Here is a 23,587-nt window from a genome sequence, read left to right as displayed (position 1 = left end):
AATGAACTGCACCCGCTGGCGCATCGTCGCGCTGTTCTTCACCCATGCCTTGGCCGCCGGCGCTATCCATACGCGCATTCCGGATCTGCAGGAGGCGATGAACATTTCCGAGGGCCAACTCGGGCTCGTCCTCATGGGCCAACCACTTGGTGGCCTCGCCATGTTCCTCTTTTCGAGCGCCATCATCGAACGCTTCGGGCCGCGCCGGACTATTCTCGCAGTCCTGCCGATCGTCATCATAACGGCGGCGCTCTCGACGGTGTTGCTGACCCCCTTCGCTCTTTTCACCCTGCTCGCCATCAACGGCACCGGCTTTTCGCTCAGTAATATCGCGATGAATGTCGAAGCCGATCGCGTCGAGGCAGGAACGGACCAGCGCGTGATGAACACCTGCCACGGCGCCTGGAGCGTCGGGTTCTTGTTCACCTCGCTTCTGGGCGCGGCTCTGCGTGGTCTCGGCGTTTCCCCCGAAATCCATCTCTGGAGCATGGTGCCCCTACTCCTGGCGCTGCTGCTCTTTGTCGTCGTGCCCATGGTGCCGATGCCGCCCCGCGCCTATACGGGCGAGAAGGCCAAGAAGCTGGCTCTACCGACCTTGGCCACGCTGGGGCTGGTAGCTTTCGGCCTTGGCGCGGGTCTCACCGAAGGCGCCTCGCGCGCCTGGTCGATCATCTATCTTCGCGACAGTTTTGACGTCCCAGCCTTTGTCGAATCCCTCGCGCTGCCGGCCCTGCTTGTCGCCATGGCTGCCGGGCGTCTGGTGGCCGATCGCTTCATTGATCGCTTCGGCCCCGTGGGTGTCGCGCGGACGCTTTCGTCCGTCGCGATCGCGGGCATGGCGCTGACGGTGCTGGCGCCCAATGCCTATATCGCGCTCTTCGGTTTCCTCGCCGTCGGCATCGGCATTTGCGTGCTCTATCCCCTCATGCTTTCGGCTGCAGCGCGCCTCGGCGATCGTCCGGCCTCGCAGAACGTCGCGGCAACGACGCTGATTTTCCAGCTCGTCAATCTCGGTGCCCCCGCTCTTATTGGGGCGGTCGCACAGGGCGTGGGCGTGCGCCTGGCCTTTGCCATGCTCATCCCGCTTCTCATCCTTACCTTCGCCATGGCAGGACGGTTGCAGCCGAAACCGGTTTGAATATCCGCTGTGTCGAACCGTGGTAGTCTCGTTCGTCGCGATGGCGACAGGCGCTGGTTCAGCGTCTGGCGCTCAATCGAATATGGACCCAAGAGGAGAGACCGAATGACCTATGTCGATGGATTTGTCGCCGCCGTACCCAAAGCCAATAAGGAAAAGTACATCGCTCACGCCAAGGCCGCTGCCGTGCTGTTCAAGCAGTGGGGCGCAACCCGCGTCACCGAAAACTGGGGCGACGACGTGCCTAAGGGTGAACTCAACGATTTTTACACCGCCGTCCACGCCAAGGACGATGAAGTGGTCGTCTTCTCCTGGATCGAATATCCCGACAAGGCAACGCGCGACGCCGTTCAGCAGAAGATGATGAGCGACCCGGAAATGGGCGCCATGGAAATGCCGTTCGACGGCAAGCGCATGATCTTTGCCGGTTTTGCCAACCTGCTCGACGTCTAGGCCGAATTAGCGCGGCGCGCGCTTGGCGAGAATTCGCTGCAGCGTGCGCCGATGCATATTGAGCCGTCGGGCAGTCTCAGAGACGTTGCGATCGCAAAGCTCATAGACCCGTTGAATATGTTCCCAGCGCACCCGGTCGGCCGACATCGGATTTTCCGGCGGTTCGGGCTTGTCCTCGCCGGTTGCCAAGAGCGCATTGATGACATCGTCGGCGTCGGCGGGCTTGGAAAGATAATCCATCGCCCCAAGTTTCACGGCCGTAACGGCCGTCGCGATATTGCCATAGCCAGTCAAGATCACGGCGCGGGCATCGGGTCGCTTCTGGTGTAGCGCCGAAACCACGTCGAGCCCGTTGCCGTCCTCGAGCCGCAAATCCACCACCGCAAAGGCCGGCGGCTGTTCGTTCACTGCGGCGATGCCATCGGCCACCGTACTGGCAATGCGCACGGAAAAGCCGCGCCGGTCCATGGCGCGTTCAAGGCGGGAGAGAAAGGCCGTGTCGTCATCAACGAGCAACAGACTTGGATCGGCGGCCAACATGTCTTCGAGCGTGTTCATGACCAATTCCATACGGGGTTGCTAGTGTTACGTCAAAACCCAAGCCTTGGATCGTATCAGACGGTTTGACGCGGCCATGTTACATGGACCCGCGCATGACCAGTCGCCTTTTCATTGGCAAAGCTTAGCCGCGCCCCGGTGCGCTCGAGGAGGGTCTTGGCGATAAAGATACCCAGCCCTAAGCCACCCGGCTGGTGCGAGTCGGAACCATGCGGATCGCGCGGGCGGCTGGTCAGGTACGGCTCGCCGAGCCGGGCGATCAATTCGGGAGCAAAGCCGGGACCATCGTCGGTGATGGTGACGCTGATGCTCGATTGGTCCCAGGCTGTATCGATCCGAACCGTCTCCTTGGCAAAATCGCTGGCATTTTCGATGAGGTTGCCAAGGCCATAGAGGAGGCCCACCGAGCGCGGAAACACCGGCGGTTCGCCCAAGGCGCGCTCGGAATAAAAGAGGATCGCCTTGCCGCGCCCCTCATGTGGCCGCGACACTTCGGCCAAGATATCCATCAGCGGCGCTTCGGCGAAGGGGTCTGCCGGATCACTGCCAAGATTGCGCAGCTTTGAGAGAATTGCCCGACACCGCGCCGCCTGCGAGATGATCAGCTCCACGTCTTCGGCCAGTGCGCTGCCTTCCTCGGCTTCGGCGCGCATTTCCTTTGCCGCCAGGGCGATGGTGGAGAGCGGCGTGCCCAATTCGTGCGCTGCGGCTGCAGCGAGCCCATCAAGTGCGGTCAACTGCTCGCGATGCGACAGCGCCAGTTCCGTCGCGGCCAGAGCATCGGCGATTAGACGCGATTCATGCGCCACGCGGATCGTATAGGCGGCAATGAAGGCAATGCCGCAGACAATCGAGACCCAGATGCCGATCACATAGATGCGGTTGAACTCCAGCACTTCGCCGGGCAACCACGGAAGCGGCATGTGCATAATGGCGATGAGCGAGGCGACCATGGCCGCAAGGACGGAGATAAACAGCGTCTCGCGCGGCGGTAGCGTCGTCGCCGACACCGAAACCGGCGCGAGCAGCAGCAGCGAAAACGGATTGAGAAGGCCGCCGGTCAGCGCCAAGAGGCCACCCAACTGGCAAAGGTCGAAAGCAAGCTGGATCGCGGCAAAAGTCGGCGAGAGTTCGCCCTTGGCGCCATAGCGAAAATAGAGCCCGACATTGAGCGCTGCCGAGAGTGCGATCAGCAAGAGGCACTGCCAAAGCGGCAGCGGAAAGCCGAGCCCCATTTGCACGAATAAGACGCCGATGGTCTGACCGGCGACTGCCAACCAGCGCAAAAGCACGAGAGTCTGCAGGCGCAATGGGCGCCAATGGGAGATGTCTTCGCTGGGCGAAACGGCAAATGGGCTCATGCTGAACCGGAACGACTATGCGCCGCATAGGAAGAGAAAAACGTCATTTCAAGCCTAGAAATCCCATAGGCACATTCTTGATCCTGACCCAGGGAGGGCCACGTTATGCGCATCGTGACTGGGAGACTGAAACGACATGAACACAGCAATCATCAAACCGCAATGGTCGCCACTGACCATCGCCCTTATGGTTATGGGCTTCATCATCTTCTGGCCCTTGGGCTTGGCGGTGTTGGGCTACATCCTCTGGGGTGAAAAGTTCGGCGGCTCCGCCGAAAAGGCACAAACTTACTGGAACAAGGGATGCGGCTTTATGCGCTCGAACAAGAAGCATTTTTCCGGCTTTGGCCGTGACTATTCGACCTCGGGCAATGCCGCCTTCGACGACTACCGCGCCGACCAGCTTCGTCGTCTCGACGAAGAACGCGCTCGCCTCGATGCCGAAGTCGATGCGTTCCAAGACTATATGGCGAACCTGCGCAAGGCCAAGGATCGTGAAGAGTTTGACCGCTTCATGAGCGAGCACCGCGGCAATCGCCAGGGCTATGGCGACAACACCCCGCCGGCCAATAGCTGGGACAACAATAACGGCTAAAGCCGATCCCATTTCCTTCTGAAAACCTCCAAGTGAACTGGCGCCCCCAAGGGCGCCATTTTTGTTCGGATGAAAGGGGACGGGGATAAGTTTGATCGGCTTTGCCGGCAAACCGCACTAAACTGACCCGAACTGATTCTGCGGCCTCATGTTTTCATTCCTGCGCCAAGCTACTAAACCGCCCAAGAGCGTTACCGTCGATCTCGACGGCCGCCCGGTCGAGGTTGCAGTCAAACTCAGCAAGCGCGCCGCGAGTTTTCGCCTGTCGCTGCCAGCGACCGGGCCACGTCTTACTATTCCCGAACGCGCGCGCTGGGCCGATGCCGAAGCCTTTCTTCTCAAGCACCGCAACTGGCTTGCTGCGCGGCTTCCTCGCGCCGCCCGGCGGCAGACATTGGAGGCCGGTGCCGAAGTGCCGGTGCGTGGCGTGCCCCACCTCGTCGTCGGCACGGGGCAATCGCGCGGCCGCGTCGAGCGGGTGGAGTTGCTCGATCTGCCGGAACTGCGGGTCCCGGGTCTTGTCGAGCACCAGCCGCGGCGGCTGTTTGACTGGTTGAAGGCCGAGGCCCTCGTCGATTTGACCGAACGCAGCGCCTTTCATGCCGCTCGTCTCGGCGTCACGGTCAAGGATATTAAACTGCGCAGCCAATCGAGCCGCTGGGGATCCTGTTCTTCGACTGGCTCGATCAATTACAACTGGCGCCTGATCCTCGCACCGCCCTTCGTGCTCGATTATGTCGCGGCTCACGAAGTCGCCCATCTCGTCGAGATGAACCATTCCGATGCTTTCTGGTCGACCGTGAAGCGCACCTTGCCGGATATGGAGCGGGGGCGAGCGTGGCTAAAAGCACACGGTCGCGAATTGATGGCGTGGCAACCCCCGGGATCGGCGAGCTAGAGCCACCTCTGCCCCCATCCTGCCGCAATTGAGCCCCAGCACCGGCTGGACATGCAGCGTCTTGCCCTTCTCATCGCGATTCTCCTCGCCTTTTCCGCCACGGCAGGAATGACGACGGGCCATGCGCATCGCTATGTCTCGACCCCGATCGTGGTGCTCAACCATGTCGATGCGGCAAACCAGCCGATCCGGGTGACGGTGCAGGTGCAGCGCGGCGAGATCGATCTTGGCCAGGGTATCATCATGCCGTGTGGCTCGCATCTTGCCATTGCGCCAACCGCGCCAGTGTTGCCCGCCGTCTCGGAAAAAGAGGAAACCGCGCTTTTCCTCGCCAAGGTACTGACCACTTGGGAAGGCAGCATTTTCCTCCGCCCGCCAATAAAAATCCTCGCCTGAAACACGACGCTCTTTCCGCACTGTTTTAGCGCCTCCGCGTGAGGCCGAGGATTATTATGACTGAACTTTCTTTGAGCGCGACGCCATCGCGCCGCACCGTGCTGGCCGGGTTCGCCAGCCTTGCCGCGCTGGCGCTGGCCGGCTGTTCGACAACCGGTTCGACCCGCCCGACCGTGGCGACGGCCGAGCCGCCGATGCGGGTGGTGCCGCCCGAGGTGCTGACCATGTATGGTCCGCTGCCGGATGAGGATTTTCCCATTCCGGCGGCGCCGATCCATCTGCTCGATCCCATCTATTGGCGGCAGGAGGTGGAGAACACGACCGGGGAGGCCGAGGGGACGGTGGTGGTCGATACGGCCAACCGGTTCCTTTATTGGACCGAGCCCAATGGCCGGGCGATGCGCTATGGCGTCGGTATCGGGCGGGCGGGGTTCGAGTGGAACGGGCGCGCGCATATTGCCTATAAGCGCAAGTGGCCGACCTGGACGCCGCCGAGCGAGATGATCGAGCGCCAGCCCGAAATCGAAAAGTATCGCCATGGCCAGCCGCCAGGGCTCGATAATGCGCTGGGGCCGCGGGCGCTCTATATTCATCAGGGCAATACCGACACGCTCTATCGCGTGCATGGCAATATGGATGTGCATTCGATCGGCAAGGCGGTGTCGTCTGGCTGCGTGCGGCTGCTCTACCAAGACATCATCGACCTTTACGAACGCGTTCGCCCCGGCGCGCCGATCGTCGTGCTCGCCGATCCTGCGGCGGGGCTGGCGCTACCGACGACGGCAGCCGTTTGACGTGCAAAAGCGCCCGCGGGGCCGGTTTCGGCCGCGCGGGTGTCTTTTGGGAAGTCAGGCAGTCCCGCGGTGGCATTTGCCCCCTCAGGGTAGTCAATACGGGGCAAAAGCCACCGCGGGAAACCGGCGTTTTAGGACAGCACCCACAGCGCCTCTTTGATCGCTCGTCGCGAGGCGGCCGATGCCCGAACCCGCAATCCATGCGAAAGGACCGCGACCGGCTCACCCCGCTCAGTTCGCATGCAGTCTGCCCGCGCGAGGTGATGGCTCAACTATAGCTGCGCCTGCCAAAGCGGGGATAAGTTTTATGCGTCAGGGTTGGCCGGGGACGGCGGCGGTCCGATGCGTGCGGCTAGCCCCGCCTTAAACCCCATCTCGAAAATGTGGCGATTGCGCTGTTCGAGGCGCTTGGCCAGGAGCTCGCGCATATTCTTGCCATCGTGAGTCTGGAGTTCATAGGGTTTGACCTCCTGGCGCAGCCGCCCGACGGGCACGCCCACACCCTCTCCCGTGATGCGCCACACTCGGCAAAAGCGCTTGCCATCCCAATGGGCATGGCGATTTTCAAAATCCTCCAGCCGCGCCATGAACTGCCCGAGCTGCACGGCAAGCCCGGCAAAATGCAGCGCGGCAGACGGCAGCGGCTTGATGGGTTTTGAGAGAAACGGCCGCATATCGTGGATCAGCCCTTCGGCGACGATCCGCTCGCTTTCGCCCACAAGCGCGTCGGGTTTTTTGGCGGCAATGACGCAGATGTCTTTATGGAGCGCATGAAAGCGCAGCCAGAGCGCCTCGTGGCGCATGGCGAGGGCGTGGCTGATTGTCTGGTTGAACGACGCGACGGGCATCGGTGTCTCCTGTCTTTCGGCGATGTGCCGGACAAGAGAGGGTAAGGCGGGATGGAGAGGCGGGGATTAGTTCTGAAAGCTAGTTTCCAACGTCGCTAGCTGCAAATGGACTTTTAGAACTCGCTGGAATCGAGACAAAGAATAGCGTTCAAACTGTGAACGCTTACTGGGTGCTTGCTTATACGTCAGAGGCAGCTAACTATTTGTCTAAATTCATCTCATAAGTCGAGTTTACGAAGTGAATTAAGGTCTGATTCTATGAGTAACGTTTGTATATGTTTGACAGAAAATAGATTCTTTGTTGGGATCGCCTCATGAGCGAAGACACCGAGATTTTGAAAGAAATAAGAGACCTGCTACGGCTAATGGCAGAGCCTGCGCTTGCAGTAAGGGATCAAAAGTTGCGGACGTTGCTTCTAGAAGCTGTTGGTAAAAGTAAGAGGAAAGCTGATGCGGTCATCCTAATGGATGGCAGTCGCTCTCAAGCTGCCATCAACAGAGAGAGTGGCATCGATATGGGTGACCTAAGTCGCCTAGTCAAAGCTTTGCGGGAAGCATCTTTGATCGGCGTGGATGATAAGCATCCGAAGACTGTTTTCCCGATACCAGCTAATTTCCTAGAAGCATTCAAGGCGTCAGAATGAGTGACTTAGACGTTCAAATCCTCTCGGTTTTGGAAGAGATGCGCGATTTGCTTCGTCTGATTGCCGAGCCGGCAATTGCCGAACGCGACAAGAAATTGCGTGACGTCTTGCGAGGTCTTGTAGGGAGCGCAAAGACCAACAAGGCGAAAGCTGTATTGTTGATGGATGGTACGCGTACGCAAGCAAAGATCGTTGAAGAATGCGGTATCGATAAAGGTCAACTTAGCGGGCTGGTAAAAGCGTTAAGGGAGGCTGGCATTTTAAGAAGCGATGCTAAACAGCCCGGTCTTGCGTTGTCATTGCCTCCAAATTTCTTCGATACCCCAGAGGTGTGATGCAGGACGAAGCTTCAGAAACACTAGTTATCCTAAGAAAAATTCACGATCTATTGGAGTTGCTTGCTGAGGATAAGATTGCTCAGCGCGATGAGGCTCAGCGAGCCGTTTTACGCCAACTCGCAGGAGCAAGCGTTCCTAAGCAAAATTCCATTTTATTAATGGACGGAACTAGAACACAGGCAGATATTCGCCGCGCTACGTCAGTGAATCAGGGTCACCTGAGCACGTTAGTCTCTTCGTTATTCAAAGAAAATCTGCTCTCAGGTGACATAAAGCAGCCAAAAATAGCGATATCCATTCCTAAAAACTTCTTTGAGGATCATGCCTAACGAAACTGAAGAAACACTGGTTGGTGTGCTTGCTGAGATCCGTACCTGGTTGAAGGTAGCTATGAGGGAGCCTGTAAAGGCCAGCTTGGAGGCGGCACTTCCCGATGCTAAGTCTCGTACGGCTTATCAGATGTTTGATGGAAATACTTCTTTCGAGCAAGTCCGAGTGGCGTGCAAGATGAGTCCAAACTCCGTAGTAGCGCTGACAGCGCGTTGCAGCGCGATGGGACTAATGGAGTTGACCCCAGAGAAGAAGCGAGTCCGCCTTTTTGATCTTAAAGCTTTTGACCTGTTGCCGGGGATAGAGGCCACAAAACCAGGGGTGGAGGAATGAGCGACGAGAGAAGAGTAAAGAAGGATCGGCTCGAGGTATCCTCCCAATCTCTACAGGATGAGCTAATTGCCATCAGAGAGAGGCTTAGCGCGATCGAGACCATTTCGAGTATCTCCAACTCTGCGGCAGTCAGAAAATACGTCGAAGAAAGCCTTAAGACGCAAGACGCCAAAAAAATAATGCGGGCCTGTGAAGATCCGCGGACTAAGGAGCAGCTTGTGGCTGAATTTGGCTATAAAACAAAGCAAGCGCTCGACCATCATCTGCAACCACTTAAGCAGGCAGACTTGCTTCTGCGGGAAACGCGGGAGGATGGATTTATTGTTTTTAAGTGGAGCAACTTGTTTCGAAGGCTTCCGAGGGCCACGATAAAGTCGATATTGGCGGATGCTAAATAGAGGCTCAATGCGTAGATTGAGTTGCCGTCCGTGCATCGAGATTATTCTGGAATTATCCCAGATTTGTTCGGGTAGAATATGAATAAGAGGTCGATAGTGCCGCCCTTGGAGTATTGGTTTACAAGCAGCACAGTGACGCTCTGGATTGCCTTTGTTGCGGCAATTGGTGCCCTGTGGGTTGCAATAAACGGCGACTGGCAAGCTTCGGTTAGGGAGCAGAATCGGATTGCCGCAGAACAAATTATTCAGAGGTCTAGGGAAGAGACGCTTTCAGCAGTCCTCACCCTGAGCGCTGAATCTGACCAGCTAGCTTATAAGCAGATAGTTGATGAGCCAGAGTACGAGGGCTGGAGACAGCAGGCCGATATTTTCTGGGCTTCCGCGAAACAGCGTTTGGCTCCTCTGCTCACACCTGCGGAATTTGCAAATGCTTTTGCACCCGCAAATCCCTCTGCGTTTAATCCGGCTAATGCCTTTGATGATAGCCACGGATTGGAAATTAGAATGCTCACGGAGTTCGCAGCTAGACTACGCAGTATATCTTTAAAGTATGCATAGCGTTTATCATGCTTGGCTAGGCTACCGACTTTGCGAGCAACGTGCCGTCCTCCTAGCCTCCCCCTAGATGGCGAGGTTGAATGGGGGTGCTGATGCCTTGAAGGTGTGGGCCAACAAAAATCCCCGCTTTCGCGGGATGGTGTGGGCTTGGGTTTTGTCGACTGCGGCATCGGACCGGGTGCCCGCTGCCTTTGGCAGCGACCCGGCGAATAATCTGCCAAGGCGCCACTGGCGCCTCGGCTTTGCGCTAGCGCCGCCCTGCGAGCGTAGCTCTCCGGGCCTAGCAGCCTAAGATCGCTGCACTGGAGCGATTTTGCGTCGGAGACGCCGGCTGCTAGCTATTCATCCCCCATCTTCAGCGCCTTGATGAACGCTTCTTGCGGAATGTTGACGTTCCCGTACTGGCGCATCTTGGCCTTGCCCTTTTTCTGCTTGTCCAAGAGTTTTCGTTTACGCGTCGCGTCGCCGCCATAGCATTTTGCCGTGACGTCCTTGCGCATGGCGCGGACGGTTTCGCGGGCGATGATCTTGCCGCCGATGGCGGCCTGGATCGGGATGACGAAGAGATGGGGCGGGATCAGCTCCTTGAGCTTTTCGCACATCAGGCGGCCGCGGGATTCGGCGACCGACCTATGCACCAGCATCGAGAGGGCATCGACCGGCTCGGCATTGACGAGAATGGAGAGCTTTACGAGATCGCCCTCGCGATGGGTATCGAGGTGATAATCGAAGCTCGCATAGCCCTTCGAGATCGACTTGAGGCGATCGTAGAAATCGAAGACCACTTCATTGAGCGGCAGGTCGTATTCGACCATGGCGCGATTGCCGACATAGGACAAATTGTTCTGGATGCCGCGGCGGTCCTGGCAGAGTTTTAGGATCGCGCCGAGATATTCGTCGGGCGTGAGGATCGTCGCCTTGATCCAGGGCTCGCGGATTTCCTCGATCTTCATCACATCCGGCAAATCGGCCGGATTGTGCAGCATGATCTCTTCGCCATTGGTCATCTGGACCTCGTAGACCACCGAAGGGGCGGTGGCGATGAGATCGAGATCGAACTCGCGGGAGAGTCGCTCCTGGATGATTTCGAGATGCAAAAGGCCCAAAAAGCCGCAGCGGAAGCCGAAGCCGAGGGCGGCTGAGGTTTCCATTTCGAAGGAGAAGCTGGCGTCATTCAGACGCAGCTTGCCCATGGCGGCGCGCAGTTCGTCAAAGTCCGACGCATCGACCGGGAAGAGACCGCAGAAGACGACGGGCTGGGCCGGACGGAAGTCGGGCAGCGCCTCGGCGGTGGGCTTCCTATCATCAGTGATGGTATCGCCGACATTGGTATCGGCGACTTCCTTGATCGAGGCGGTGAACACGCCCAGTTCGCCGGGGGTCAGCTCCTTGACTTCCACCAGCTTCGGGGTCTGCACGGCGACGCGATCGAGCTCATAGACGGCGCCCGAGGCCATCATGCGGATGCGCTGGCCCTTCTTCATCACGCCATCCATGATGCGGACGAGAACGACGACGCCGAGATAGGTATCGTACCAAGAATCGACCAGCAGCGCCTTGAGCGGCGCATCGATATCGCCCTTTGGCGCTGGGAGGCGCGTGACGATGGCTTCGAGTACGGTGTCGATGCCGACGCCGGTCTTGGCGGAAATTTCGAGCGCATCGGACGCATCGATGCCGATGACATCCTCGATCTGCGTTTTTACGCGCGGGATATCGGCGGCGGGGAGATCGACCTTGTTGAGGACCGGGACGATCTCGTGATTGGCGTCGAGCGCGTGGTAAACGTTGGCGAGGGTCTGCGCCTCGACGCCCTGGGAGGCATCGACGACCAAGAGCGAGCCTTCGACGGCGGCCATGGAGCGGGAAACTTCATAGGCGAAGTCGACGTGGCCGGGTGTGTCGATGAGGTTGAGGACATAGTCCTCGCCGTCCTGCGCCTTATAATTGAGGCGCACGGTCTGCGCCTTGATGGTGATGCCGCGCTCGCGCTCGATATCCATCGAGTCGAGGACCTGTTCCTTCATCTCGCGCAGATCGAGCCCGCCCGTCATCTGGATGAGGCGGTCGGCGAGCGTGGATTTGCCATGGTCGATATGGGCGACGATGGAAAAATTGCGGATATTCTTGAGCGGCGTGGTCATTCGCGCCTGATAGCAGAAGGCGGGAGGCGGAGAAAGATGGTTTCCGCGCGGTTAACGCCAGTTTCCCGCACGGCGAACGGCAACGTTGGCCGGGGCGGCGCGTTTGTCTGCCCATGCGTCACACCCTTTCCATTCTCGCCCTTCTCGCCGCCCTGACCGGCCCCACGCTCGCGCAGGATTGGCTCGCGCCGCTGCAGAATTTCGCGAGGGAGCTTTCGCCGCAGCGGACTACCCCGAAACCGGCGCCGAAGGCGGAGGCGCCGGCGGTGGTACCGGTGAATGAAGACGAGGCGGAGACACCAGCGGATGAAGCGCCGCCGCCGATTCCGCGGCCGCGGCCGGAGGGGTTGGGGGAAGAGGCAGAGCCGGTGCCTGTGCCGGATGTGGCGCCGGAAGCGGTTGAACCACCGGCGCCGGTTGAGACTAGGGATGAGGAACCTGCCGCGCCGACAAAGCCTGCGGATGATCGCGTCTATCAGACGGCCTGTCCGGCGCTGCTTTCGGGGCGCGTGGTTGGAAAAATGCTGCCGCCGATTGCGGAGGGGATTTGTGGGGAGCGCTCGCCGCTGTTGCTCGAGGCGATCAATGCCAATGGGCGGACTATTCCGCTCTCAAGCCCGGTGACGACCAATTGCGAAATGGCGGGGGCGCTGGCGGAATGGACCGCCGATGTCGACGCCTATGCCAAGGCCGCGATGGAGAGCCCGATCGCGGAATTGACCACCGGCACATCCTATATGTGCCGCGCCCGCGTTGGCGGCGACGAGGGTTTTACCTCGGAACACGGCTTTGCCAATGCGATCGATCTCGTCGGCTTTACGCTTGAGAACGGCAAGAGTGTTTCGGTGAAGGACAATTGGCTGCCGGCGACTGCGCCCGAGGGCAAATTGCTGCGCCAGTCACACGGCGCGGCCTGCGGGATATTTACGACCGTGTTGGGGCCCGAGGCGAATGCCGATCATGAGGACCACCTGCATCTCGATCTCGGATGCCACGGGCAGACGTGCACGGCGCAGATTTGCGAGTGACGCCCGCCTCTAAGGAGACGGGCGTTCACGGTTGAATGCGTTAGCCGAGGAGGCTGCGGCGGGCTTCTTCGTCGGTCGTGGGGAAACGTCCGTCTGGGGTCAGACGATCGACGGCATCGGGAATGTTAGAGGACAGGCGTTTGAGCAGTTCTTCGTAGGAAAGACCAGTCGACTGGCTGAGTTCGGTCAGCGTCTCGCGGCCGATGGCGGCTTCCACTTCGGGCGGGGTCAGGCCTTTGGTGGGCACGCCGACAGTCGTCCAGGAGTCAGCCGTGTCCTTTTGGCCATTGCCGCGGAAACTGTCGAGCAGATCGTTCAAGCCGCCAGTCAGGACATTGCCGCTGCCTGGTTTGCCGCTGATGAGATCGCCGAGGCCACCGAGGACGCCACCGAGACCGCCCTGGCTGCCACCACCGCCAGTATTGTTGGACGCGCCCTTGAGGGCGTCCTGGATCTTGTCGCGATGCTGAAATCCAGCGACCGCCAGTAAACCGAGCAATGCGACGAGAGAGGATGATTTGGCCATTGCAGTTGTCCTTGCTGGTGAATGTGAGACGTCGAACGATGGCGCGGAACCGATAGTTCCGAGTGCCATCGTCCGGCGCTCACCGTTTGCAAGATTACTGTGCAGGCGTGGCGGGGGTTGCCGGAGCCGCTGGGTCGGCGGGCGCGGCGCTTGGCGCCGGCGCTGCCGGGTCCATGGGCGAAGCCGGCTGGGCAGGGGTAGCGCCGGAGCCGGAATAGATGGCGATCACTTCGGCGGTCTGCTGGCGGTCCTTGCTGCCTTCAGCGCAATCGACGCCAGCTTTTTCGACATCGCCCTTGATGGCGGCATAGGCAGCGACCGAGGTGGCATCGTCCATCCGCATTTCGGATTCAAGCTGGCGGCGATGGGCATTCATGGCCGTGGTCGCGGGCTCGCCGGCTTCGACCGAGCAGAGCTCGATCGTGGCCTGCGTCGCATAAAGGCCGGTGAGCAGCGTGCCCTGTTGGGGCATGGAATCGACGATGGCGCGCGGATCGACGGTGATCTTGGGCGAAGTGGCTGGCGCCGCCTCCTGCGCATAGGCAGCAGGAACGAGGACGGCGAGCAGGGACAGGGCGAGGGAAAGGCGGGGCAAAATGGCACTCCGAGCTCGTGAGGAATTTTCCCGCATTTTGAGCCCGATTATGGCTTCAGCACGGCGTGCACTCGGCCTTCGGGTGATGCGGGGGCAGGTCTGCCCAATCCCTGGGGGTCAGATCGGGTTCCAAGGTTGCAGCGGCAACGGGCGCATTGAGCCAGGCAAAGGCAAGGCGCAAAAGTTCGATCAGGCGGATCATGGCCTGTCTCCTCGCGATAGATTTTTGGGGCGGGTTGAAGTGTTCCCACACTGCGCCCTGCAGCGCTTCGCAGCAATGGACAAGGCTTTTGCGCGGGTATAGAAAATCTATATGAGCAATCCCTTTCCCATCCCGCTCAATGCCCTGCGCGCCATCGAGATCGTGGCGCGGGCCGGCGCACTCGCTCCGGCAGCAGAAGAATTGGGGGTGACGGTCGGGGCGGTTAGCCAGCATTTGCGGCGAGCCGAGGAGCGGCTGGGGATGGAGCTTTTCGCCCGCACACCGCAGGGTTTGAAGCCGGTGCCGGAGTTGATTGAAATCCTGCCGCAGCTTTCAGCCGGCTTTGCCGCGTTGCGCGATGGCCTCGCAACGCTGACCGGGGCGCATGAGGGCGTGCTCAACGTTACCGTGGGATCGGTCTTTGCCTCGCGCTGGCTGATCTGGCGGGTCAACAAATTCTCTCTACGCCACCCGGGGCTCGAAGTGCGGCTGACCGTTACCGGCGCCATGCTCGACCTGACGCGGCCAGACCTTGATTGCGGCATTCGCTTTGGCGACGGCACCTGGCCGGGCGTCACGACGACGTTGATCGGCGGGCGCGCCTATCAACCGGTCTGCGCGCCTGAGCTTTTGCGCGCCCATCCCGATCTTTCGGACCTGACAAAAATCCCCGTGATCGCCGATCGCACCAGCATGCTCGATTGGCCTTTGTGGCTCAAACATGCCGGCTGCGATCCCAATATGAAGCTTTCGGGGCCCGTCTATTCCGACGCGTCGCTTGCCTTTGATGCCGCTATTTCGGGCCAGGGGCTTTTGCTGGCGGCGGACATGATGAGCGCCGATCCGGTCTGCGACGGGCGGCTGGTGCGGCCCTTTGTGGCACCGGTCGATGGTGTGCATGGCTACTATCTCGCCACGGCAAAAGGCCGACGGGAATCGAAAAAACTGAAACTGTTTCGCGATTGGCTGGACGAGGAAGTGCCGGCCAGTGTCGGCGGCTATCTGGCCCAGCAGCAAGGCCATGTTCGAGCGGCCCACTGAGGGCAAAGGAGACCGCAATGCAAGACGTGTTGATCCTCGGAGCCGGTATCGTCGGCATCGCGACCGGCATTCATCTTCTCAAGCGCGGTCGCAGCGTGACCCTTGTCGACAAGAACCAGCCGGGGCGCGAGACGTCTTATGGCAATGCCGGCATCATTCAGCGCGAGGGCGTGCGCCCGCATCCGTTTCCGCGCGATTTGACGACGCTGATGCAGGTGGGGCTGCACCTTTCTACCGCCGCGCGCTACGAACCGCTGGCCTTGCCGCGCATCGCGCCGCCGCTTCTCAAATATTGGTGGGCGTCTTCGCCCGAGCATTATCGGCATGTGGTGGAGAGTTATGCTCCGCTGATCGGCCGTTCGATCGAAACGCATGAGGCGCTGATCAAGGAAGTCGGGCCGGACGCGGAGAAGCTGATCTCCAAGGACGGCTGGTATCTGGTGTTCCGCACGGCAGAAAAGCTGCAGCGCGAAGCGGCCAAGGCCGAGGGCGACCGGGAAAAGTTCAATATCCACCATGAAGTGGTGGATTGGGCGGGGCTGAAGGCGCTGGAGCCGGACCTGATCGGCGGACTGGTGGGCGGCATTCACTGGACCGATCCCTGGACGGTGCGCGATCCCGGCGCGCTGGTCGCCAGCTATTTTGCGCTGTTTCAACGGTTGGGCGGCACGTTTATCTCGGGGGAGGCCGATGGGCTGACCCAATCAGGTGACACATGGCAAACCCGGATCGGCGGGACGCTGCATTCGGCGAAACAAGCCGTGGTGGCGCTGGGGCCCTGGGCGCCGGAAGTGCTCGATCGCCTGGGCTATCGCCTGCCGCTCTTCGTCAAGCGCGGCTACCATATGCATTATAAGCCGCAGCCCGGCGCGAAGCTCGACCATCTGCTGCTCGATGCGGAGGTGGGCTATGTGCTGGCGCCGATGGCGCAGGGCATTCGCCTGACGACGGGGGCGGAATTTGCGCTGCGCGATGCCTTGCCGACGCCGGTGCAGATCGGCAAGGCAGAAGCAGCGGCGAAGGAGGTTTTCCCGCTCGGCGATCGGGTCGATCCGCAGCCCTGGAAGGGTGCGCGGCCCTGTACGCCCGATATGATGCCGATCATTTCAAAAGCGCCGAAGCATGAGGGGTTGTTTGTCGGGGTCGGCCATGCGCATCACGGCTTTACGCTCGGGCCGGCGACGGGCGAGCTGTTGGCGCAGATGATGACGGGGGAAGCGACGGCGATCGATGTGAACCCGTTCCGGATGGGGCGGTTTTTGCACGGGTAGGGGCAGGGCCCCCTCACCCGGCGCTTTGCGCCGACCTCGTTCTTAAGGTGTAGACGTGCTGGAGGAGCGCATACATGCTGGCTCCCGCACCCCCTCCCGGCCTCCCCCGTCAAGGGGGAGGTGCAGGTCAGTGGTTGTTTCGTCTCTGTGCACGAAGTGAAATTCTGCTGAGAGGCAAGCGGCTTCACCGCACCAAAAGCGCGATCGCCATGGCGGCGAGCGCGGCAAAAATTAGAAATGTCCAAATTCCTGGGAAGCCGGAGCGCTTTCCCGGTAGCCGGGCCACGCCGCGCGATCCCTTGAACGCTTGCCGCGGATCGCCCCACTTCACCTTGCGGAACGCATAGACGTTGGAGCGCGTGCGTTGCGTTTCGAGATTGGCGTGTTCGCGAATGTCCTGATCGTCGGTCATGGCAATCACATGGGCATGGACGAGCGGGGCCGCAACGGCCTGCGGCGGCGCGTCGCAAAGAGGGTTAATCCCGCGCGTTTGCCGCTTGCCCAAACTTTAGAACCGTTCTAATCATTGTTTGGAACAATTCTAATGTTGAGACGATCATGTTCACCCTCTGGCCGGACAATCGGCGTGCGTTTACGAGCCTCTCCGAGCGCGAAATCCTGTCGCTGGCCATTGCGGCCGAGGAAGAAGATGGACGTATCTATTCCGAACTGGCGGCGCGGCTCGGCGAGACCTATCCGGGCTCGGCATCCCTTTTGGAAGCCATGTCGGCCGAAGAGGACGACCATCGGCGGCGGTTGCTCGATATCTATGTCGATCGGTTCGGCAAGCGGCTCGTGCCGATCCGGCGCGAGCATGTGCGCGGATTCCTCAACCGCAAGCCGGTCTGGTTGCTCAAGACCCTGACGCTCGAACAAGCGCGCCAGCAGGTTTGGGAAATGGAAGAGAGCGCCTATCATTTCTATCTCGAAGCGGCGAAGCAGACCAATGATGTGGGCATCCGCAGACTTCTGGGCGATCTGGCGCGGGCCGAGCGCGGCCATGCGGCGACAGCGACCAAGCTCGATGAAAAACTGCTTGGCGAGGACGGTCGCGATACCGAGAAGGACGAGGCGCATCGCCAGTTTCTGCTGACCTATGTGCAGCCGGGGCTGGCGGGGCTGATGGATGGATCGGTGTCGACGCTGGCGCCGGTTTTTGCGGCGGCCTTTGCGACGGGCGACACGCACCAGACCTTTCTCGTTGGCCTCGCTGCCGCGATCGGCGCTGGCATTTCCATGGGCTTTACCGAGGCCGCATCGGACGATGGCAAGCTGACCGGGCGCGGTTCGCCCATCAAGCGCGGCTTTGCGGCCGGGATCATGACAGCGGTCGGCGGGCTCGGGCACGCCCTGCCCTATCTGATCCACGATTTCTGGACGGCAACTGGTATTGCCGCGGCTGTCGTGGTGCTCGAACTCTGGGCCATTGCCTATATTCAGAAGCGCTATATGCAGACCCCGTTCTGGCGCGCGGTGTTACAGGTCGTCATCGGCGGCGCGCTGGTGTTTGGGGCGGGTGTGTTCATCGGCATGGCTTAGGCCGCGACCGGACGGCGCCAGCGCAGCCAGAGGAAAACCGCGACAGCCAGAATGGAGCCAATCGCGAGCAGCGATGGCGTCCAGCCGGCATCGGGCCCGAAGAGGACCGCGTTCATGCGCCGGCCGGGCAAAAGCGTGAAGGCGCCGGCGAGAAGCAAAGCGCCGACATAGAGCCCCTGCATATTGCCGCGATGCCGCGCGACATCGTGGTGGACGATGATGGCGCGGAGGCCGTTGAACAGCGCGACATAGGTGAAAATCGTAAAGAGATGGATCGGGCTGAATGGCCCGATCAGCCGGATTTCGTGGATGAAGAGTGCGCTGGTGGCGGCGATGAACATCAGGACCACCCAGACCCTTCCGAGCAGCTTGTGGAGCGCCGTGCCCTTCTTGCGCCAGAGCACGAAGCCGCCGATCGGCACGGCAAGGCTCGCGGTGAAGGCATGGATCTGGATAGCGAAATCGGCGGAGAGCAGCGGGGCAAGGGTCATGGCAAATGTCCGTCTGGGGTATGAAGCCAAGCCTTGTGCCGCTAGATTGACGCGCGCAAACGCCAATCCTTGAGCCGCATGTCCGCTTCGTGAACGACACCGCATTGCAATCCACGCTTCGCCAAATGCAGGCCCTGATGCGCGACGGGCGGAGCTGGATGCTGCTCGCGCTCATGGGTCTTATTGCCGGGCTGGTCGGTCCGTTCGGGACCTATGAAGCCGTGCCGCTTGTGCCAAGGGTGCTCTATTGGATCGCCGTGATCATCGGCACGGGGGCCATGGGCACTTTGGTGGCGGGGCTGGCCGAGCGCAGGCTCAAGACGTGGTTTCCCCTCTCCGTCGCTGCGCTGATCGGCGGCGCACTGGCCGGGCCGCCGATCACGGCAGTGGTGGCGCTGGTCAATCTTCTGGCATTCGGGCCGGACACGCCGATCGGACTTTTAACATTGCTGGTTTATTGCACTGCCATTGCTGCGGCGGTGACATTGCTCAGTGCCTTACTCGGCATGCGGCCGAAGGCGGCGGGGGCGGAGGTTGCGGCGGCGATTGTGCCGGATGAACCTGCTCTGCTCGAGCGTTTGCCGCGACCGCAGCGCGGAAGGTTGCTGCATATTGCCGTGTCGGACCACTATGTCGATGTGAGTACGGACAAGGGGACGACGCTGGTGCTGATGCGCCTCTCCGACGCCATCCGCGAGACTGCGCCCGAGCCGGGGCTGCAGGTGCATCGCTCGCATTGGGTCGCGCTTGCTGCCGTGCGCAGGGGATTTCGGCAGGGCGGCAAGCCGGTGCTTGAGCTCGAGAACGGCACGGTGGTGCCGGTGAGCCGGACGTTTATGGATGCGGTGAAGGCGGCGGGGTTGCTGGGTTAGCGTCCTGCCACCAGGCTCGCCGCCTTCGACCCGATGGCCATGGCGGGGGCATTGGTATTGCCCGAGACGATCTGCGGCATGATCGAGCAGTCGATGACCCGCAGGCCTTCGATCCCGCGCACGCGCAGTTCGCTATCGACCACCGTCGTCGGATCATCCGACCGTCCCATGCGCAGCGTGCCGACGGGGTGGTAGTTGGTCTTGACCGTCTGCCCGCAATATTTTTCGAGCGCTTCGGGATCGTCCATCACCGCCTGGCCGGGCAGCAGTTCGGTGTCGATCTTTTCCGCGAGGGGTGACGACTTCAGCAATTTCCGTGCTTCGTGCAGAGCGGCGATGGTCAGGCGGAGATCGTCGGGATGACCGAAGAAGTTGCAATCGACCACTGGCTGATCGGCCGGGTTGGCGGAGCGCAGCGTGACGCTGCCGCGGGCCTTGGGGCGGAGGAGGCAGGAGGTGAAGGTGACGCCATAGGTGGGCTTGGCGGCCGAAACGTCGCGATCGAGATAGACGATCGGTGCACAGTAAAGCTGGATGGTCGGGCGCGGACCGCCACCGGGATCAAAGAACATGCAGGCTTCGATGCCTGTGGTCGTGACGGGACCGGAATTGGTGAGGAGATATTGGAGGCCGTTGCGGATCATGTTCCAGCCGCGGTCCTGCCCGAAATAACCGGATTTTCCTTTGGTGGTGGCGATGACCGGGACCTCGTGATGGTCTTGCAGGTTCTGGCCGACGCCGGGGATATCGGCGACGACGGCAATGCCATGCTGGTGGAGATGATCGGCGGGGCCGATGCCGGAGAGCATCATCAGCTTAGCGCTGTTATAGGTGCCGGCGCCGATCAGCACCTCGCGCTCGGCGTGGACGGTGTGGGTCTCGCCGTTTCGGGTATAGCTGACGCCGGTTGCCCGGCCATTCTCGACGAGGATCTTGTCGACGCGCGCTTCGGAAACGATCGTCAGCCGCTCGTCGCCTTTGAGCGGATCGAGGAAGGCTTTGACGGCGTCCGAGCGCTCCTTGTAGCGGCCCCATTGGGCATAGGTGTGCTGCATGATGCCGACGCCAAATTGTGTGGCGCCATTGAAATCGGGGTTCGGCTTATGGCCCAGCGCCTCGGCGGCGGCGATGAAATCATGCGTCGTCTGCGTCGTGTAACCGGGATCTGAGACCCGCAGCGGGCCACCCGCGCCGTGGAAGCGATCGTGAAGCCGGGCATTGTCTTCGATGCCGGTAAAGTGGGGCAATATGCCGTCATAGGACCACGATGGATCATTGCCGAGGCTTTGGGCCCAGCCGTCATAGTCTTCCTTCTGGCCGCGCATATAGACCATGGCATTGACCGAGGAGCCGCCGCCTAAGACCTTGGCGACCGGCACGATCGGCGCGCGGCCGCCAAGCTGGGGCTGCGGCACGGTCTTGTGCATTTCAAGGAAGGTGTCTTGCCCGAGATATTTCATATAGCCGGCGGGCATAGCCATGATGCGATTGGTCCGCGCGAGGCCGCGCTCGAGCATCAGCACGCGAAAACCGAATTCCTTGACCAGCCGCCAGGCGGCAACCGACGCAGCCGAGCCGCCGCCGGCAATGACGAAGTCGTATGTTGGCATAATATCTCCTCTTGCGTGGAGACTAAGCCGCAGGCAGCAAGTCTTCTAGTCGGCTATCGAGGATTGTGCCCACCCGCGCGCATTCGCCCGCGATTTCACGGATAAAGTCGACCAGCATCGGCCTATCGAGCGCGGCGAGCGAGCGGACGACCATGGCGGTGTCGCGATGGAGCGGCTCCGCATCGACGGGCTGGATTTCGACCAGCCGCACGGCTGCGAGATCGTCGGCAATGGCGGATTGGACGAAAAAGCCGGTGCCTTCGCCCTTGATCGCCAGCCGCCGCGCGGGTCCGGTCGGCAATTCGACGCTCGTCTGCGCCATGCGGGTAAAGGCGGAGGCGCCTTCGGGCTCGACCTGCCACCAGCGCAGCGAAATGACCCGCGGCACGTGATCGAGAATGTTGGCCAACGTCGGCCTCGCCGGGAGTTTGGCAGCAATTTCCGGCGTGACGACCAGGGGCACCCGCTCGCGCATGGTCAGCAGCGGGACGAGATCGACGGCCAGTGGCTCAAGATTGGGCCAACAGAGGATGCCGAGCTCTGACTGACGCTCATGCAGCATTTCAGCGATCTGCGCCTGCCGTCCCTCATTCACAACCACGTCGACCGATGGGTACTTTTCCTGAAAGCGTAGCAGGCTTTCGGTAATCAGCGGGGACACTAGGCTTCGGAGCGAAGCGATGGTGATGCGCCCACGCTCGACGCGCCGCAGCGCTTCTCGCGCCTCCTGCGCTGTGCCGATCATGCGGCGCGCAAAGGGCAGAAAGGTCATACCCTGATCGGTGAGCGTAACGGTGCGGCCGCGCACGAAAAGCGAGACGCCTAGAAGCTGCTCCAGCGCGCGCATGCGCATCGAGGCTGTCGCCTGGGTGATATTGAGATAGGCCGCCGCCTTGGTAAAACTCTGCTCGCGAACGATGCGGTCAAAAGTGCGAAGCTGATCGAGGTCCATTGGATTGGCTTATGCGAATAGGTCGATAAGCCGGAATATCCGCCGTCGCATTGAAAGAGTCTATGCGTTGAATGGCACAGGTGTTTCAGCCCGCTTTCTTCATTGCCCGCACATAGGCTTCCAGAACCGCGTTCATGCGCGTCTGGTAGCCCTTGCCGTCGGCCTTGAATGCTTCGAGGACCGAGGTTTTGACGCGCAGAGTGACGGGTGTCGTCCCGGATGGTTCAACCAGTTTGGCATTCTTCCAGAATTCATCGTCGAGTTCCGGGATATCGCTGAAGTCGATATCCTTGTCGGCAATGTTAGCTAGCTCTTCCATCGTCAAGGGCCGAGAGTAAGGCGGTTTCATAGGTCTTTCTTTCCCTGGCGGATGCGGGGCGCGCGGAAATCAAGCGCGTTGTGCCACCGCGGTCCGTATGGATGACGACAACGATCAGGACATCATGCATCTTGCCCATACTGATCTTGCGCTCTTCGCCGTAATCGAAACGGGTATCGATGACGGTAAAAGTCCATCCGGAAAAGATGGTGGCAGCATCGGCAAAATCGATGCCGTGCTTGATCAGGTTGGTCCGATATTTTGTCTCGTCCCACTCGAAGTCCATCGTGCGATGTTAGTACATTTGTATGTACAACTCAATCCTCGCTATTTCGCACCCGCGACTCCTCGGCGCGCGCGATTTTCTCCGCCTTGGCCCGTGCCGCGATTTCCTTGACGGCGTCGCCAAGGTGGGCTGTGCCGCGTTGTTTGGCGAGGTCCATCTGGTGCTGGCGTTCGGCGGCGGCCTGGTGCTTGGCGGTGTCGCCGGCGCAATAGGGGCAGGAGAGGCCCTCGGCGAAATCCTTGTGGGCGCGGTCGGCTGCCGTCAGCGGATGGCGGCAGGCGCGGCATAAGGTGGCGTCGCCGAGTTCGAGCCCGTGGCCAACAGAGACGCGATCGTCAAAGACGAAGCACTCGCCGGCAAAGCGGCTTTCTTCCTTCGGCGTCACTTCGAGATATTTGAGGATGCCACCCTTGAGGTGAAACACCTCCTCAAAACCCTGGCTCAGAAGATAAGAGGACGCCTTTTCGCAGCGGATGCCGCCGGTGCAGAACATGGCGACTTTCTTGTCGCGCGCGGGATCGAGGTTCTTGGCGACATAATCCTTGAACTCGACAAAGCTCGCCGTCTTGGGATCGAGAGCGCGCTGGAATGTGCCAAGGCCGACTTCGTAGTCGTTGCGGGTATCGACCAAGACGACATCGTTGCGATCGATGAGGTCGTTCCAATCTTCCGGCTCGACATAAGTGCCGACCTGTTTGGAGGGGTCGGCCTCGGGCGCGCGGAGGGTCACGATCTCGAGCTTGAGGCGGACCTTCATGCGCAGAAATGGCGCTTCGTCGGCGAATGAGTACTTTACTTCTGCGCCCTGCAGCCTCGTGTCGAACGGACCGGAGACGAACAAGAAATCAGCCAGCGCATCGATAGCGTCGGGCGTGCCGGCGACGGTACCGTTGATGCCCTCGGGCGCCAGAATAAGGGTACCCTTGATGTCGCGGCCGCAACAGAAGGCGGCGAGCGGCGCCTTGAGGGCTTCGGCATCGGGGAGGGAGGCGAACTTATAGATCGCCATAACTTTGAAGGGATGGGCGTGAGGCGCGGTCATGCCGGCCTCATAGCACTGCCGGGCGCA

31 protein-coding genes are annotated in these 23,587 nt (G+C 60.7%); 17 read left to right on the top strand and 14 right to left on the bottom strand.

Features of this window, described 5'->3' with window-relative positions; translation table 11 throughout:
- Position 1 precedes the first annotated feature (1 nt).
- Complete coding sequence (locus tag DevBK_RS14710) at positions 2-1,138, top strand: MFS transporter (RefSeq protein WP_162236020.1); 1,137 nt, start codon at positions 2-4, stop codon at positions 1,136-1,138.
- Positions 1,139-1,243: 105 nt separating this feature from the next.
- Positions 1,244-1,591 (top strand): DUF1428 domain-containing protein, encoded by a 348-nt coding sequence (locus DevBK_RS14705; protein ID WP_317185980.1) that lies wholly within the window; start codon positions 1,244-1,246, stop codon positions 1,589-1,591.
- Positions 1,592-1,597: 6 nt separating this feature from the next.
- Here DevBK_RS14705 and DevBK_RS14700 read toward each other — a convergent pair whose 3' ends face one another.
- Both DevBK_RS14700 and DevBK_RS14695 read right to left on the bottom strand, forming a co-directional pair.
- Complete coding sequence (locus DevBK_RS14700; protein WP_317185979.1) at positions 1,598-2,149, bottom strand: ActR/PrrA/RegA family redox response regulator transcription factor; 552 nt, start codon at positions 2,147-2,149, stop codon at positions 1,598-1,600.
- Positions 2,150-2,205: 56 nt separating this feature from the next.
- Positions 2,206-3,510, bottom strand: coding sequence for an ActS/PrrB/RegB family redox-sensitive histidine kinase (locus DevBK_RS14695; protein WP_317185978.1), 1,305 nt, complete (start codon positions 3,508-3,510; stop codon positions 2,206-2,208).
- Between the two features lie 136 nt (positions 3,511-3,646).
- Here DevBK_RS14695 and DevBK_RS14690 point away from each other — a divergent pair, with 136 nt between their 5' ends.
- The 4 genes from DevBK_RS14690 (at position 3,647) to DevBK_RS14675 (ending at position 6,193) form a co-directional block, all read left to right on the top strand.
- Positions 3,647-4,105 carry a DUF2852 domain-containing protein gene (locus tag DevBK_RS14690; RefSeq protein ID WP_061908671.1) on the top strand — a complete coding sequence of 153 codons (459 nt, stop codon included), beginning with the start codon at positions 3,647-3,649 and terminating at the stop codon, positions 4,103-4,105.
- Positions 4,106-4,253: 148 nt separating this feature from the next.
- Complete coding sequence (locus tag DevBK_RS14685) at positions 4,254-5,003, top strand: SprT family zinc-dependent metalloprotease (RefSeq protein ID WP_317185977.1); 750 nt, start codon at positions 4,254-4,256, stop codon at positions 5,001-5,003.
- 51 nt (positions 5,004-5,054) lie between these two features.
- Complete coding sequence (locus DevBK_RS14680) at positions 5,055-5,399, top strand: hypothetical protein (RefSeq protein ID WP_317185976.1); 345 nt, start codon at positions 5,055-5,057, stop codon at positions 5,397-5,399.
- A 56-nt stretch (positions 5,400-5,455) separates the two neighbouring features.
- The gene (locus DevBK_RS14675; protein WP_317185975.1) at positions 5,456-6,193 is read left to right on the top strand and encodes a L,D-transpeptidase; all 738 of its coding nucleotides are present in this window, start codon (positions 5,456-5,458) and stop codon (positions 6,191-6,193) included.
- 305 nt (positions 6,194-6,498) lie between these two features.
- On the opposite strand, the gene DevBK_RS14670 is transcribed toward DevBK_RS14675, so the two are convergent.
- On the bottom strand, positions 6,499-7,041 hold the full coding sequence (locus DevBK_RS14670) for a hypothetical protein (RefSeq protein WP_317185974.1): 543 nt from the start codon (positions 7,039-7,041) through the stop codon (positions 6,499-6,501).
- A gap of 314 nt (positions 7,042-7,355) precedes the next feature.
- On the opposite strand from DevBK_RS14670, the gene DevBK_RS14665 reads away from it, so the two are divergent.
- The 6 genes from DevBK_RS14665 to DevBK_RS14640 all read left to right on the top strand — a co-directional run bounded on the left by DevBK_RS14665 (position 7,356) and on the right by DevBK_RS14640 (position 9,642).
- Positions 7,356-7,685, top strand: a complete 330-nt coding sequence (locus DevBK_RS14665) for a hypothetical protein (RefSeq protein WP_317185973.1) — start codon at positions 7,356-7,358, stop codon at positions 7,683-7,685.
- Complete coding sequence (locus DevBK_RS14660; RefSeq protein ID WP_317185972.1) at positions 7,682-8,020, top strand: helix-turn-helix domain-containing protein; 339 nt, start codon at positions 7,682-7,684, stop codon at positions 8,018-8,020. Before DevBK_RS14665 ends, DevBK_RS14660 begins: the two co-directional genes overlap by 4 nt.
- Complete coding sequence (locus DevBK_RS14655; protein ID WP_317185971.1) at positions 8,020-8,352, top strand: hypothetical protein; 333 nt, start codon at positions 8,020-8,022, stop codon at positions 8,350-8,352. Before DevBK_RS14660 ends, DevBK_RS14655 begins: the two co-directional genes overlap by 1 nt.
- Positions 8,345-8,686 (top strand): hypothetical protein, encoded by a 342-nt coding sequence (locus DevBK_RS14650; RefSeq protein WP_317185970.1) that lies wholly within the window; start codon positions 8,345-8,347, stop codon positions 8,684-8,686. Before DevBK_RS14655 ends, DevBK_RS14650 begins: the two co-directional genes overlap by 8 nt.
- Positions 8,683-9,084 carry a hypothetical protein gene (locus DevBK_RS14645; protein ID WP_317185969.1) on the top strand — a complete coding sequence of 134 codons (402 nt, stop codon included), beginning with the start codon at positions 8,683-8,685 and terminating at the stop codon, positions 9,082-9,084. Before DevBK_RS14650 ends, DevBK_RS14645 begins: the two co-directional genes overlap by 4 nt.
- Before the next feature lie 132 nt (positions 9,085-9,216).
- The gene (locus DevBK_RS14640) at positions 9,217-9,642 is read left to right on the top strand and encodes a hypothetical protein (RefSeq protein WP_317185968.1); all 426 of its coding nucleotides are present in this window, start codon (positions 9,217-9,219) and stop codon (positions 9,640-9,642) included.
- 338 nt (positions 9,643-9,980) lie between these two features.
- Here the strand turns inward: DevBK_RS14640 and lepA are convergent, their stop codons facing one another.
- Positions 9,981-11,786, bottom strand: coding sequence for a translation elongation factor 4 (lepA, locus tag DevBK_RS14635; protein ID WP_317185967.1), 1,806 nt, complete (start codon positions 11,784-11,786; stop codon positions 9,981-9,983).
- Between the two features lie 113 nt (positions 11,787-11,899).
- Between lepA and DevBK_RS14630 the strand changes: the two genes are divergently transcribed.
- Positions 11,900-12,814, top strand: coding sequence for an extensin family protein (locus tag DevBK_RS14630; protein WP_317185966.1), 915 nt, complete (start codon positions 11,900-11,902; stop codon positions 12,812-12,814).
- Between the two features lie 40 nt (positions 12,815-12,854).
- Here DevBK_RS14630 and DevBK_RS14625 read toward each other — a convergent pair whose 3' ends face one another.
- The 3 genes from DevBK_RS14625 to DevBK_RS14615 all read right to left on the bottom strand — a co-directional run bounded on the left by DevBK_RS14625 (position 12,855) and on the right by DevBK_RS14615 (position 14,137).
- Positions 12,855-13,340, bottom strand: a complete 486-nt coding sequence (locus tag DevBK_RS14625; RefSeq protein WP_317185965.1) for a YidB family protein — start codon at positions 13,338-13,340, stop codon at positions 12,855-12,857.
- 94 nt (positions 13,341-13,434) lie between these two features.
- Positions 13,435-13,935, bottom strand: a complete 501-nt coding sequence (locus DevBK_RS14620) for a hypothetical protein (RefSeq protein ID WP_317185964.1) — start codon at positions 13,933-13,935, stop codon at positions 13,435-13,437.
- 55 nt (positions 13,936-13,990) lie between these two features.
- Complete coding sequence (locus DevBK_RS14615; protein ID WP_156464056.1) at positions 13,991-14,137, bottom strand: hypothetical protein; 147 nt, start codon at positions 14,135-14,137, stop codon at positions 13,991-13,993.
- 111 nt (positions 14,138-14,248) lie between these two features.
- Between DevBK_RS14615 and DevBK_RS14610 the strand changes: the two genes are divergently transcribed.
- Entirely contained in the window at positions 14,249-15,178 is a 930-nt protein-coding gene (locus tag DevBK_RS14610; protein WP_317185963.1) for a LysR substrate-binding domain-containing protein, read from the top strand.
- Between the two features lie 17 nt (positions 15,179-15,195).
- Positions 15,196-16,449, top strand: a complete 1,254-nt coding sequence (locus DevBK_RS14605) for an FAD-dependent oxidoreductase (protein ID WP_317185962.1) — start codon at positions 15,196-15,198, stop codon at positions 16,447-16,449.
- A 184-nt stretch (positions 16,450-16,633) separates the two neighbouring features.
- Here the strand turns inward: DevBK_RS14605 and DevBK_RS14600 are convergent, their stop codons facing one another.
- Positions 16,634-16,861 (bottom strand): hypothetical protein, encoded by a 228-nt coding sequence (locus tag DevBK_RS14600; RefSeq protein ID WP_156351719.1) that lies wholly within the window; start codon positions 16,859-16,861, stop codon positions 16,634-16,636.
- Positions 16,862-17,007: 146 nt separating this feature from the next.
- Here DevBK_RS14600 and mbfA point away from each other — a divergent pair, with 146 nt between their 5' ends.
- Entirely contained in the window at positions 17,008-17,988 is a 981-nt protein-coding gene (gene mbfA / locus DevBK_RS14595; RefSeq protein ID WP_317185961.1) for an iron exporter MbfA, read from the top strand.
- On the opposite strand, the gene DevBK_RS14590 is transcribed toward mbfA, so the two are convergent.
- Positions 17,985-18,479 carry a DUF2306 domain-containing protein gene (locus DevBK_RS14590; RefSeq protein ID WP_317185960.1) on the bottom strand — a complete coding sequence of 165 codons (495 nt, stop codon included), beginning with the start codon at positions 18,477-18,479 and terminating at the stop codon, positions 17,985-17,987. The genes mbfA and DevBK_RS14590 overlap by 4 nt on opposite strands.
- 89 nt (positions 18,480-18,568) lie before the next feature.
- Between DevBK_RS14590 and DevBK_RS14585 the strand changes: the two genes are divergently transcribed.
- On the top strand, positions 18,569-19,351 hold the full coding sequence (locus DevBK_RS14585; protein ID WP_317185959.1) for a LytTR family DNA-binding domain-containing protein: 783 nt from the start codon (positions 18,569-18,571) through the stop codon (positions 19,349-19,351).
- Here DevBK_RS14585 and DevBK_RS14580 read toward each other — a convergent pair.
- The 5 genes from DevBK_RS14580 to DevBK_RS14560 all read right to left on the bottom strand — a co-directional run bounded on the left by DevBK_RS14580 (position 19,348) and on the right by DevBK_RS14560 (position 23,560).
- Positions 19,348-20,961 carry a GMC family oxidoreductase gene (locus tag DevBK_RS14580; RefSeq protein ID WP_317185958.1) on the bottom strand — a complete coding sequence of 538 codons (1,614 nt, stop codon included), beginning with the start codon at positions 20,959-20,961 and terminating at the stop codon, positions 19,348-19,350. The two genes, DevBK_RS14585 and DevBK_RS14580, sit on opposite strands and share 4 nt — an antisense overlap.
- Before the next feature lie 22 nt (positions 20,962-20,983).
- Positions 20,984-21,913, bottom strand: a complete 930-nt coding sequence (locus tag DevBK_RS14575; RefSeq protein ID WP_062628747.1) for a LysR family transcriptional regulator — start codon at positions 21,911-21,913, stop codon at positions 20,984-20,986.
- Positions 21,914-21,998: 85 nt separating this feature from the next.
- A complete protein-coding gene (locus DevBK_RS14570) occupies positions 21,999-22,232 on the bottom strand; it encodes a BrnA antitoxin family protein (protein ID WP_244483862.1) in 234 nt (77 codons plus the stop codon).
- On the bottom strand, positions 22,216-22,518 hold the full coding sequence (locus DevBK_RS14565; RefSeq protein WP_062628745.1) for a BrnT family toxin: 303 nt from the start codon (positions 22,516-22,518) through the stop codon (positions 22,216-22,218). Before DevBK_RS14565 ends, DevBK_RS14570 begins: the two co-directional genes overlap by 17 nt.
- Before the next feature lie 31 nt (positions 22,519-22,549).
- Positions 22,550-23,560: a rhodanese-related sulfurtransferase gene (locus DevBK_RS14560; RefSeq protein WP_082460762.1), complete on the bottom strand. Its 1,011-nt coding sequence runs from the start codon at positions 23,558-23,560 to the stop codon at positions 22,550-22,552.
- Between the last annotated feature and the right edge of the window lie 27 nt (positions 23,561-23,587).

This window comes from Devosia sp. BK (genome assembly GCF_032907385.1).
GTDB lineage: Bacteria > Pseudomonadota > Alphaproteobacteria > Rhizobiales > Devosiaceae > Devosia.
Note: the sequence above shows the minus strand (reverse complement) of the source record. Positions and strands in the feature narration are given on the sequence as shown.